Here is a 12,337-nt window from a genome sequence, read left to right on the forward strand (position 1 = left end):
AAAAAAGGATGCTTACCCATTCGGCAAGCACCCCTGTATAATAAGGTAGTTGCTCCTTTTTATGAGCGCACCTGCCCATCTCCTTGTATCAACCACTTGTAACTGGTCAACTCTGCCAAACCCATCGGGCCACGGGCATGCAGCTTTTGTGTACTAATGCCTATTTCAGCACCCAAGCCAAATTGTGCGCCATCCGTAAAGGCGGTCGATACGTTTACATACACGGCCGCGGCATCCACTTGGTGCAAGAACGTAGCTTGGTGGGCTTTATCTTCTGTAATAATGGCTTCACTGTGCTTGGAACTGTGCTGGGCAATATGCTCCAATGCCGCCGGGAAACTAGGTACGGTTTTCACAGCCAGTGTAAGCGATAAGAATTCTGTACCGAAATGCTCCGGGTTCGCTGCTTTTAATAATTCTGCTGGGTAATGTCCTTCTAAGCTGGCTAAACTTTCCTTGTCGGCATATAGTAATACCGATTTTTCCGCCAAGGGTTGCAATAAGGTAGGTAAGTCACCTAACCTTGATTGATGTATCAATAAACAATCTAAGGCATTACATACACTTACCCGGCGTGTTTTAGCGTTGAGTATGATGTTGCTGCCTTTGGCTAAATCACCTGTTTCATCAAAATACGTATGTACAATACCGGCACCTGTTTCTATAACGGGTACCTTGCTATTGTCGCGTACATAATTAATTAATTGTTGACTGCCCCTCGGTATCAATACATCTACATACCCCGTTGCAGCTAACAATGCAGCCGTTGCTTCACGCTCTGGCGGCAATAACTGCACAATATTCGTATCAACACCATGCCGCGCTAATACGCCCTGTATTACGGCAATGATTGCCGTGTTGGAGTCCGCCGCATCCGAGCCCCCTTTCAAAATGGCTACATTGCCTGTTTTAAAGCACAAGGCAAACACATCAATGGTAACATTAGGTCTTGCCTCGTAAATGATCCCGGTTACGCCCAAAGGCACGCGAATGCGCGAAATGTTCAAGCCATTCGGTAATTCACGGTGGTCAATCTCTTGTCCTAACGGCGAAGGAAGGCCCGCTACGTTGCGGGTATCTTTTGCAATATCGGCAATACGACCGGCCGTTAAGGTGAGGCGGTCGTACTTAGGATCGTGCGCATCCATGCGAGCTAAGTCTTTTTCATTCGCTGCTAGGATGGAAGCGGTGTTGGCTTCTAATGCGTCGGCCACATCGCGGAGGATTTGATCTACTTGCTGCGTTGGGATTTGTACAATAGAACGGCTTGCAGCAACCGCCCTATCGAAGTATGCTTGGTACGACATATGTGTACGTTTAAATCGATGGATAAAAATAATCGTAATGCACGAGCGCCTTTTGGTTACGCTCTCCAATTCGCTCACGGGCTTTGTCGGCGCCATATTGTGCAATGCCAAAGCCAATCAATACACCTGCTTCATCAACCACTTTAATAATATCTCCTTTGCTAAAGTCGGCTTTAATAGCTACAATGCCCACGGGCAACAAACTAATGGCTTTACCGGAAGTTAATGCCGTTTTAGCCCCTTCATTCACCTGCACAATACCCGTAGCTTCCGCCGTTGTGGCTAACCATTTTTTCGTACCCGAAGCAGTTTTGCCCGGAACAAATTTGGTATGCTCCACATCATTCGATAAAAGGCCTAGTAAAATATCGTCTTTCGTTCCATTGGCTACGTGCACAGGTATACCCAGTCGCGCTACCTTTTGCGCCATGGCCGACTTGGTAACCATACCACCGCGTCCAAATTGGGATTTCCCCGGCGCAATAAAACTGGCGAAGTTTGTTTCCTTAGCGTGAATTTCTTTGATCACGGTAGCGCCGGCCTGCTTAGGATCACCGTTGAATACCCCGTCTACATTCGATAAAATAATCAATGCATCCGCGTTCAACATGGCCGCTACCAATCCTGCTAATTCATCATTATCGGTAAACATCAGCTCCGTTACAGATACCACGTCGTTCTCATTCACAATGGGCACCACTTTATTTTGTAGCAATGCTGTGAAACAGTTCTTCATGTTCAAGTAATGCTTGCGGTCGCGGAAGTCTTCTTTCGTTACCAATACCTGGGCACACACCACGCCATGTTCGGCGAACATGGTATAATAGGTATGTAACAATTTAACCTGTCCCACTGCGGCAAGCAATTGCCTGGCAGCAATCGTGTCGGTTTTGTCCGGCACGGTAATAATACTTCTGCCCGATGCCACGGCGCCCGACGAGACTAAGATCACTTCAATGCCGTTGCTGCGTAATTGGGCTATTTGTGCTGTTATGTTTTGAATCCTGGCAAGATCGGGTAGGCCATCCTTCTGCGTAAGTACGTTCGAGCCAATCTTTACCACGATCTTTCTGTATTGCGAAGCCATGTGCGTAGATGTTCTAGTTGGAAATGACCGTAAATGTAATCAATATCAATACAAGGTGATAGCGTTTAGCAAAGAAAACCTATAAAATTTGTAGGGTGTTTATTGTACGTTTATCAAAGCCTTTTCTATAGCGATTTTGCGCTGCGAGGTTGAATTAATTCGCCCATAGGAAAGTAGATTACAATTGTTTTCCGAACTTCGCGGGGAAATATTCAAGTTTAATCATACACTATTTTAATATGTCACAAGAAGTTAGAGATTTGTCGCCCCGCTTGTTATGGAACAGTTTCGCCGACCTGAATGCCGTACCCCGCGCATCTAAAAAGGAAGAACGCGTGATTGCTTTTATGATGAACTTCGGCAACAGCTTAGGCTTAGAAACCCGTAAAGATGCGATCGGTAACGTGGTGATAAAGAAACCCGCTACACCCGGCATGGAAAACCGCGAAACGGTCATCATCCAATCGCACCTCGATATGGTACACCAAAAAAACAACGATACCACTTTCGATTTCGATACCCAAGGCATCGATATGTACGTTGATGGCGATTGGGTAAAAGCAAGAGGCACCACCCTTGGCGCCGATAATGGTATTGGTGTGGCCGCAATTATGAGTGTGCTCGCCAGCAAAGATATTGCTCACCCCGCTATCGAAGCAATGTTTACCATCGATGAAGAAACAGGTATGACGGGCGCCCTACAACTCGATCCATCCAATTTCAGCGGTAAAATCCTCTTGAACTTAGATACGGAAGAAGAAGACGAATTAACGATCGGCTGCGCAGGTGGTATCGATACCAATACGAAAGGCACCTACACAGAAGTAGCACCCACCACGGGCAGCATAGCTTACCAAGTAGAAGTTAAAGGTCTTATGGGCGGTCACTCCGGTATGGACATCAGCAAGTACCGCGGCAATGCCAATAAGCTCATGAACCGCTTATTATACACGGTACTTGGTAGCATTCCTGTTACAGTAGCCAGCATCGACGGTGGTAGCTTACGCAATGCAATTCCCCGCGAATCCCGCGCTGTAGTAGTTATCAACGGTGCCGATAAAGCTACCTTCGAACAATTAGTAAAAGATTACACGGCTACTATCACCACAGAATATACATCCCTCGAAGCCAACTTAACAGTTACTTGCGAGCACACCGAGCTTCCTGCGAAGGTGATGGACCCTGCATACTTCTCCCAGCTTGTTCGCGTACTATACGCCGTTCCAAACGGTGTATTCCGCATGAGTCCAGATATTGCCGGCCTTGTTGAAGCGTCTACCAACCTAGCCCGCGTAATTGTGAAAGAAGGTACTTTCATTACCCAATCTTTACAACGCAGTAGTGTTGAAAGTACAAAACGCGATGTGGCCAATGCTGTAAAAGCCGGTTTCGAAGTAATAGGCTGCGAGATCGTTCAAAACGGCGATTATCCCGGTTGGAAACCAAACGCCGATTCTGCTTTGTTGCAATTAATGCTCAAACAATACGGTCAACATTTCGATCATACCCCGCATGTGGGTGCTTGCCACGCAGGACTAGAATGTGGTATCCTAGGTGCACATTTCCATGGCGGCTTAGATATGATCAGCTTTGGACCCACCATCCGTGGTGCACACTCGCCTAACGAAACCGTGCAAATCTCTTCTGTAGAGAAATTCTACGGTTATTTACTAGATATCTTGAAAGAGATTCCCGTAAAACAATAAAATAACTAAAACTGGTCTATACGAAGGCTGTACCGTAAGGTGCAGCCTTCGTATTTACGTGTGAAAGGCAAACAAATAAAAAGGGTATCCCAATTCGAGATACCCACTTCGTCATTACTTTTTTATACACCGCTTACCTCCTAATCGTGTAATCCCAAGTAAGCTTGTACTGCTGCATAGTTCGTCCAATCTACCGCCGGTGCCGCCGATCTTGCTGTTACACTACCCGGGATAATCATATACCTGTATTGCTGGTACTTTACACCATTACCTACTATCGTACTCATATTCCCATTGGAATACAAATCAATTTTCTGCGTAGATGCCGACATTTCGATACTTAGCCCGCTATACGCATTGTAATACGGCAGGGGATATATGGTAGGGCTAGCGGCCGTGTTTGCGTTGATATATACCTTTACATCGGCTGTGCTCAACAAGGCAGCTGTTAATTTAGGCGCATCGATGGTTGCATAGTAGCCAACAGTGTCGATACCACCACCTGCTGTATGACTCGTATCAGCTTTAAAGGCTACATCTAACCATGTAGAATAGATGATATTACCTGAACCTGGATCACCTTTAGGTTCTTGAGGACCCGCAGGGCCAGCTGGGCCGGCAGGACCAGTTGCGCCATCTACACCATCGGAACCATCTTTACTACAAGAAATCATACATACAGCGAATAATAGTCCTACTACCAGGACTAACTGGGAAATGGGGGTTTGTCTTTTCATGCTCGAGATTAATTGTTTAACGGTATGAAGTATTAAGGGGTACCATACCAGGTTGATGTTTTAAGAGCACTAAAATAGGTATTCTTATTAGATTCTTTTCCTCCTTGCCATGCTTAATATCGCAAAAAATCCCTTCGCAGTATACGCTCTACATAAAGCATTTTAACCTATGCCTGTAGAATAGCTTATTAGTCAAGCTGTTGGATGAGTGACTGCATGTTTCTAAAAAATATGCCACATTCCCTGTCACGTTTTCTTGCCCGTTGCCCTCTATATAGTATACAAAAACAATTAAAAACGATCTATCATGGAACCAAGAATCACTTTTAAAGAAACCCGTAAAGGATATTTAGATGGCTTAATGAAATTAGCCCAACATATTGCTACCGGCACTATTAGCAATACCTTGCAAGAGTTGATTAAAATCCGGGCTTCTTTCATTAACAGTTGCGCGCCTTGTATTGATATGCATATCAAAGATGCTATGCAAAATGGCGAAACCATTCAACGTATCACCGGTTTAAACGCTTGGGAAGAAGCGCCTTATTATACCCCGGCCGAAAGGGCAGTATTGGCTTTAACCGATAGCCTCACAAAGCACTGTAAAGCAAGCGACGAAACGTACGCCAACTTACAAGAACACTTTACCAAGGAAGAAATCGCTGATATCACTTTGCTAATTGGGGTAATCAATACTTTCAACCGCATCAATGCCGTATTTCGCCCCACACCCGGTTTGTACGAACCCGCAAAGAACAAGTTCGAACAAGCTGTATAAATTTACCTGCTCAAAACGCCTTACCCGGTTCGAAATTTGTACGAACTAGGTAAGGCGTTTTCGTGTGTATATATTTCAACAAATCCGCCGCATATTTGTATGACAAGTTAAATCTTTCACCATGCTGATAACCGTATCGGAAAATGGTTGGTATTGCGCGCAGGCCGATGTGTATATCGACCCATGGAAACCAGTACCCCGTGCACTCATTACCCATGGCCATAGCGATCATGCCCGCCCGGGCCATCAATACTATCTCTGTCATGTAGATACGAAACCGGTATTGAAAGCCCGCTTAGGCCCAGAGATTGTTTGTGAAACCGTGCAATACAACGAATCCAAATACATCAATGGTGTACAATTCAGTTTCCACCCGGCTGGTCATGTACTAGGCTCCGCCCAAATCCGCATCGAATACAAAGGTGAAATTTGGGTTATTACAGGCGACTACAAGTTATTACCCGATGGCTTCACGCCCTTATTCGAACCCGTAAAATGCCATCACTTCATCACAGAATCTACGTTCGCTTTACCCATATATAAATTCAAAGCACCTACATTGATATTTGATGAGCTTGTACAATGGTGGCAACATAACCAATCGCAAAACCTCAATACCGTAGTACTCTGCTATTCGCTGGGTAAAGCACAAGCTATCTTGCATCACTTACGCGATCATCCCAACAACATTTATTTACATGGTGCCGTCGCGAATTTAAATGATGCTTTTAGTGAAAATGGATACCATTTTGTAGGGGAGAGAATCAGCAGCGATACCAACAAAGAATCCATGAAGGGCGCCCTCATATTAGCACCCCCTTCTGCATTCGGCACACCTTGGATGCGCAAATTCGGCGACTATGAAGTAGCGATGTGCAGCGGCTGGATGCAATTGCGCGGCCAGCGCCGTAGGCTGGGAGTGGAGAAGGGATTTGTATACTCCGATCATTGTGATTTCTCCTCGTTAAACGAGGCCGTACAATTATCACAAGCCGAAAATGTGTACGTTACCCACGGCTACGAAACGCAATACGTGCAATGGTTACGGGAACAATACCATCTCAATGCACAAGTAATGAAAACCCAACACGACAACGCAGAACAAGAAGACGAATGAATGCATTTGCACAATTATTCGAAGCACTCGACGAAACAACTAAAACCAACACCAAGGTACAACTGATGTTGGAATACTTCCGCAGTGCCCACGATGAAGATAAAATGTTTGCCATTGCCATTCTCACCGGCAACAAACCGAAGCGCCCTTTTAGTACCACCTTACTTAGGGAATGGGCCGCAGAATACGCAGGTATTCCGTTATGGCTCTTCGAAGAAAGCTATTTCGTAGCGGGCGATTTAGGGGAAACCATTGCCCTCGTGGTAGATCGAAATGTAGATATGGGGAATGAAGAAGATCAACCGCTGTCGGCCGTTTTCTCCTTAATCATTGCCTTGCAAAAAATGGAAGCCGCTGAACAACAACAAGCCATCTACAAAGAATGGAGCCGCCTTACGGGTACCAGCTTATTCCTATTCAATAAAATGCTTACCGGCAGCTTACGGGTAGGTGTATCGAAGAAACTCGTTATCAAAGCATTGGCACAGTACCTCGAACAAGATGAAGGCGCCATTACGCACCGTATGATGGGTAAATGGAACCCATTCAGCACACAGTTCAACGAAATGTTCAGCGCCAGCGAAGCCGCCATCGCACACCATACCCCGTACCCATTCTATTTAGCTTACCCTTTAGATCAATCGTTCGACGACCTCGGGCACATTCAAGACTGGGTACTAGAAAAGAAACTCGATGGCATCCGTGGCCAAATCATTTTCCGCAATAACGAATTATTCATATGGTCGCGTGGGGAAGATTTGCTCACCGATAAATTCCCCGAATTCAATATCCTCCAACAATACTTGCCCAACGGCACGGTGATCGATGGCGAAATTATTCCATGGAAAGATGGACAACCATTACCATTTAGCGTAATGCAAACAAGGATTGGTAGAAAGAACGTCACCCCCAAATTCCTCAAAGAAGCCCCACTTGTAATGGTATGCTACGACTTATTGGAATTCGAAGGAAAAGATATGCGTACCGAACCACTTTCAGTGAGAAGAGCGCAATTAATAGAATTATTAGCCAACCCAGCCCTACAGGATGTATTACTATTGTCGGAAGAAATGGTATTCCCCACCTGGGAAGATGCGAAAGCCTTCAAAAATACCGCCCGCCATTACAACAGCGAAGGCTTGATGTTAAAGAAACGCAACAGCATCTATGAAACCGGCCGTAAACGCGGCGGATGGTGGAAATGGAAAACCGATCCTTTAAGTATCGATGCGGTGATGATATATGCCCAAAGCGGTCATGGCAGGCGGGCAAACCTATTCACCGATTACACCTTTGCCGTATGGGATGGCGATGTATTGGTGCCTTTTGCAAAAGCATATTCCGGCTTAACGGATAAAGAAATAGATCAACTCGATCGTTGGATCAAGCAACATACAATAGAGAAATTCGGCCCCGTAAGAAGTGTACAAGCCGTACAAGTATTTGAAATAGGATTTGAAGGAATCAACAAAAGCACGCGCCATAAATTGGGCGTTGCTTTACGGTTCCCACGTATCCTACGGTGGCGACAAGATAAAACCGCCCAAGATGCCAATACAAAAGCCGATTTACTGGAAATGCTCGTGCTATATGGTAGTTAATACGCTTTACTTCTTCACCAATTCAACCCTACGATTCTTCGCCTTACCTTCTTGCGTATCATTACTCGCTACCGGTGCTAAAGGCCCAACACCATCCGGGGTAACCTGCTGTTTGGGTACTTTGTAATCGTTCACCAAGGCATTTACCACGGCCATAGCCCGGTTTTTCGAAAGCTGGATGTTTTGGTTATAATCGCCCGTGTTATCGGTATGACCAACAATAAATACTGGCTGGTTGGGATTGGCTTTTAAATAGTCTGCAATTACCTGTAAAGTAGCATTAGAGTTGGGTAATACTTCCGCTTTATTCGTATCGAAGTAAATCCCGTAAATCAGTATTTTCCCGTCTTCGCGTATATTCTTCTGTATGGCAGCAGGGTTCAAGGCCACCTCTTGTTGCATACTTTCCTCTTGTACGGTGGTAAATGTATAATCACCACTACCATCCGAATTTACCATCACGTAGTAAGTGTTACCACTTTTCTTCAAAGTACCCGATACATAACTATCACTTTTGTACAATACCTTGCCGCCTGCTTTTTGAATGGCATTGGCATAATTCTCTACTATCTGCACAGTAGCTGGTCGCTTTGCCCAATCACCTTCAAACTTATAAATGATCTTCGTAAAATGCCCTTTCTTACTTTCTTCCATGCGCCCACGCTTAGCATCGGTTACATAAAACTGCATCACATCAAAGGCTTTATCATCACAAGTTCTTACACTATGTTGTGGAAGCGGGTTGAAGAGAGGCTGATCGCAAGGCGATTGTTGTGCCCAAATAGCGGTATATAGCAAAAGCAAAAAGCATAGCAAAAATGGCGTTTTCATATACGGTAGCTTAGTAGGGGTGAAGAATGGTTTATACGAATGTACGTAGAATATTGGGCCAAGGATGCCCATGTACCTTCAACAATCCCAACGCAGCGTTGTTGTACAAGGTAAAACCACTCACCAGTATGAAAAAGCTCATTTTTAGCTGGATAATTTGCTGCCTAGCGTTCAGCGTCTACGCGCAAGACATCCCAGCCAGCCAAGTACCCGTAGGGGTTACCAAAACCTTCAAAACAAAGTTCCCCACTGCCGGTAAGGTAGAGTGGGAAATGAAAGGCGACCTCTACGAAGCCGAATTCAAAGTAAACCGTGTAGAACATAAAGCCCATTTTAGCAAAGACGGGAATCTCGTCATCTACAAAAAGGATATCCGCCAAATCGACCTCCCACAAGGTGTGCAAAACACCCTCCGCAATAAGTACAAAGATTATAAGATCGACGATGTAGAGAAGGTCGTAAAAGGCAAGAATGTTTATTACCAAGTAGAACTCGACGGTAAACCAGATCTAAAACTCGTATTCACCGGCAACGGGAAAGAAGATACCACCCAAGCTTATTGGTAAAAAAGAAACAGCCTTCTACCCAATAAGGCAGAAGGCTGATGATATATACTGTATGTCCTATTCTTCTTTTAATCCACTTACCATCCAAATAATAAACACGCTCCCAATGATCATCACGGCAAACGATACCCGCAAACTAGAGGCTTGCGAAATAAACCCAATCAGCGGGGGGGCTATCAAAAATCCCAAGTAGCCAATCGTAGAAATTGCCGCCAAGGTTTGCCCACTATTCGTGTTTTTCACCTTTCCCGCCAAGCTAAAAATCAAGGGTACTACGCAGGCTACACCAAAGCCCGTGAGAATAAACCCAATACCCGCAGGTATGCTGTAAGGGAACAATACCGCCGTGCTTAAACCTGCAAATACAAGCCAGCCACTATATTGCAACATTTGCTTTATACCCAGCTTATGTACGATACGGTCGCCTAACAAACGACCCGTTGTCATGGCCACCATGTATACCAGGAAGCCGTTTAAAGCCGCCGCCTCGGTAGTGCCAATCACTTGGCTAAAGTATAAACTACTCCAGTCGTACATCGTATTTTCCGTAGCCATGCAAAAGAAGCAGATAAACGAAAAGCGTAATAACGACTTAGGGGGTAGGGTAAACGCTTTTTTCTTTTGCGTTGAAATAACCGGCTGGTCGGGATATGTTTTAGGAGCAAAGAGGAAAGTAGCGATCAACAACAAAAAGCTCACAAACATTAAGTGGTAAGTAGCCGGTACATGCAACCGAACGGCCAAGTTTCCCAGTGCCACGCCCGCCGATCCCGCGATACTCCAAATGGCGTGGAAAGTGGTTAAGATCGACCGGGGGAATAGTTTCTGCACTTGCACCGATTGGGCATTCATCGACAGGTTCAAGAAGTTCCTAGCCGACCCGAAGCAGAAGAACACGAAGGCCAGTTGCCAAATACTATTGGTAAACCCAGGTACGCTCAGCACCAAGTTAAAAAACAAGGCCCCGTAAATCATAATCTTCCGGCTGCTAAACTTGCCCAGCAACTTACTCGTTACCGGCATCGTTAACATCAACCCTATAGGCAAGGCGAAAAGAACGGCGCCTAGCTCGGCATCGTTCAAATGTAATTGTTCTTTAATAGAGGGGATGCGCGATACGAAGGAAGAATATCCTAACCCCGAAATGAAGAAAAACACAGCCGTGGCAATACGGTATTGCCGGGCACTGGTTTCTTTTTCTACTTGTATATACATCTACACCAACCCGCTTTTTACGGTAAACCGGGGGCAAAGGTACAGCGTTTTTTAGCAGCTAGGTAACCTCTTTTGCACTTTAAATGTCATTTGTACACACCCACATTAGGGGATTTTAATTTCGGTTTGAAGGAAAGTTTTAATATCTTAAGCACCGACTGAGCTATTTATTTGGTCTTCCAAGAGAATCCTTGTTCCACCTCAACATTCTTTTATGGATTCCGTTTTGTTAATATAAATAGAGGAAGTTATGCCGTCGAAACATTTTTTGTACAGGAGATTTAAGGTCGCATTGCCGTTATGGAGTGTTATTAGCCCGTTGCTAGGTTTAATTTTGTTGTTTTTTGCCGGCAAAGAGCCCAGCCCGCTGTTCGCGACATTGCTGGGAGCCGTATTAATCAGCGTAGTATTATCCGCCGTACACCACGCCGAAGTGGTGGCCCATAAAGTGGGCGAGCCATACGGTACGCTCATTCTCGCCTTGGCGATTACAGTTATTGAAGTATCCCTCATTGTATCCATTATGCTAACGGATATGTCGCAACAAGCCACTTTGGCCCGCGATACGGTGTTTGCTGCCATTATGATTCTCCTCACGGGGATCATTGGCTTATGTTTGCTAATTGGAGGGTATAAATTCAAAGAACAAGTATTCATCAAACAAGGGGTGAGTGCCGCTTTAATTGCTTTAACCGCTATTACGGTGCTCACACTGGTATTACCTAATTTTACCACCACCAGCGCAGGCCCTACGTATTCCAATAGCCAGTTACTGTTTGTGGCTATTATTTCGCTAGTGCTCTACATGGGTTTCGTGTTCTTACAAACAATTCGTCACCGTTATTATTTTCTACCGGAAGATGAAAAGGAACAACAAGAACATGCACATCCGCCTAGTGCCGCCACAACCACTACAAGCCTGTTACTCTTATTAGTTGGTTTGGCTGTCGTCGTATTAATGTCGAAGAAATTGTCGCCTTCTATTGAAGCTATCGTGGTGAACCTCGGGGCACCGAAAAGCTTAGTAGGTATCATCATTGCCGCTGTCATTCTATTACCGGAAGGTTTGGCAGCTATCCGCGCCGCTACCCGCAACCGTTTACAAACCAGCTTGAATTTAGCGTTGGGTTCTGCATTAGCGAGTATCGGGTTAACCATTCCAGCGGTGGCCATTGTAACAAACTTTACTGATTTACATGTGAGTTTAGGGATTGATACCCGTAGTACCTTGCTACTGGTACTGTCGCTCTTCGTCATCAGTATTTCTTTTGGAGCAGGCAGAACAAATGTACTGCAAGGCTTGGTGTTACTCACCATCTTTGCTACGTACTTATTTACTACTATCGTACCTTAATAGCTGTTCTATAATCAAAAAGCCGTTCCCTACTTGCT

Annotated in this window: 11 protein-coding genes; 6 read left to right on the forward strand and 5 right to left on the reverse strand. The window is 45.1% G+C overall.

Annotated elements, in window-relative coordinates; translation table 11 throughout:
- Positions 1 to 59: 59 nt before the first annotated feature.
- Both LX64_RS07815 and proB read right to left on the reverse strand, forming a co-directional pair.
- Complete coding sequence (locus LX64_RS07815) at positions 60 to 1,307, reverse strand: glutamate-5-semialdehyde dehydrogenase (RefSeq protein WP_111597089.1); 1,248 nt, start codon at positions 1,305 to 1,307, stop codon at positions 60 to 62.
- A gap of 10 nt (positions 1,308 to 1,317) precedes the next feature.
- On the reverse strand, positions 1,318 to 2,394 hold the full coding sequence (gene proB, locus LX64_RS07820; protein ID WP_111597090.1) for a glutamate 5-kinase: 1,077 nt from the start codon (positions 2,392 to 2,394) through the stop codon (positions 1,318 to 1,320).
- A 239-nt stretch (positions 2,395 to 2,633) separates the two neighbouring features.
- On the opposite strand from proB, the gene LX64_RS07825 reads away from it, so the two are divergent.
- Positions 2,634 to 4,100: an aminoacyl-histidine dipeptidase gene (locus LX64_RS07825; RefSeq protein WP_111597091.1), complete on the forward strand. Its 1,467-nt coding sequence runs from the start codon at positions 2,634 to 2,636 to the stop codon at positions 4,098 to 4,100.
- 140 nt (positions 4,101 to 4,240) lie between these two features.
- On the opposite strand, the gene LX64_RS07830 is transcribed toward LX64_RS07825, so the two are convergent.
- Positions 4,241 to 4,837: a hypothetical protein gene (locus tag LX64_RS07830; RefSeq protein WP_148707240.1), complete on the reverse strand. Its 597-nt coding sequence runs from the start codon at positions 4,835 to 4,837 to the stop codon at positions 4,241 to 4,243.
- A gap of 307 nt (positions 4,838 to 5,144) precedes the next feature.
- Here LX64_RS07830 and LX64_RS07835 point away from each other — a divergent pair, with 307 nt between their 5' ends.
- The 3 genes from LX64_RS07835 to LX64_RS07845 all read left to right on the forward strand — a co-directional run bounded on the left by LX64_RS07835 (position 5,145) and on the right by LX64_RS07845 (position 8,333).
- Positions 5,145 to 5,615 (forward strand): carboxymuconolactone decarboxylase family protein, encoded by a 471-nt coding sequence (locus LX64_RS07835; RefSeq protein ID WP_111597093.1) that lies wholly within the window; start codon positions 5,145 to 5,147, stop codon positions 5,613 to 5,615.
- Positions 5,616 to 5,736: 121 nt separating this feature from the next.
- Positions 5,737 to 6,732: a ligase-associated DNA damage response exonuclease gene (locus LX64_RS07840; RefSeq protein WP_111597094.1), complete on the forward strand. Its 996-nt coding sequence runs from the start codon at positions 5,737 to 5,739 to the stop codon at positions 6,730 to 6,732.
- Positions 6,729 to 8,333, forward strand: coding sequence for an ATP-dependent DNA ligase (locus LX64_RS07845; RefSeq protein WP_111597095.1), 1,605 nt, complete (start codon positions 6,729 to 6,731; stop codon positions 8,331 to 8,333). The genes LX64_RS07840 and LX64_RS07845 overlap by 4 nt, the downstream gene beginning before the upstream one ends.
- A gap of 6 nt (positions 8,334 to 8,339) precedes the next feature.
- Here the strand turns inward: LX64_RS07845 and LX64_RS07850 are convergent, their stop codons facing one another.
- Positions 8,340 to 9,164 carry an OmpA family protein gene (locus LX64_RS07850; protein ID WP_158538575.1) on the reverse strand — a complete coding sequence of 275 codons (825 nt, stop codon included), beginning with the start codon at positions 9,162 to 9,164 and terminating at the stop codon, positions 8,340 to 8,342.
- Positions 9,165 to 9,292: 128 nt separating this feature from the next.
- Here LX64_RS07850 and LX64_RS07855 point away from each other — a divergent pair, with 128 nt between their 5' ends.
- A complete protein-coding gene (locus LX64_RS07855; protein ID WP_158538576.1) occupies positions 9,293 to 9,730 on the forward strand; it encodes a PepSY-like domain-containing protein in 438 nt (145 codons plus the stop codon).
- 57 nt (positions 9,731 to 9,787) lie between these two features.
- Here the strand turns inward: LX64_RS07855 and LX64_RS07860 are convergent, their stop codons facing one another.
- Positions 9,788 to 10,945 carry an MFS transporter gene (locus LX64_RS07860; protein WP_111597098.1) on the reverse strand — a complete coding sequence of 386 codons (1,158 nt, stop codon included), beginning with the start codon at positions 10,943 to 10,945 and terminating at the stop codon, positions 9,788 to 9,790.
- Between the two features lie 250 nt (positions 10,946 to 11,195).
- Between LX64_RS07860 and LX64_RS07865 the strand changes: the two genes are divergently transcribed.
- Positions 11,196 to 12,299 (forward strand): calcium:proton antiporter, encoded by a 1,104-nt coding sequence (locus LX64_RS07865; RefSeq protein ID WP_111597099.1) that lies wholly within the window; start codon positions 11,196 to 11,198, stop codon positions 12,297 to 12,299.
- Positions 12,300 to 12,337: the final 38 nt, after the last annotated feature.

This window comes from Chitinophaga skermanii, assembly GCF_003259335.1.
GTDB lineage: Bacteria > Bacteroidota > Bacteroidia > Chitinophagales > Chitinophagaceae > Chitinophaga > Chitinophaga skermanii.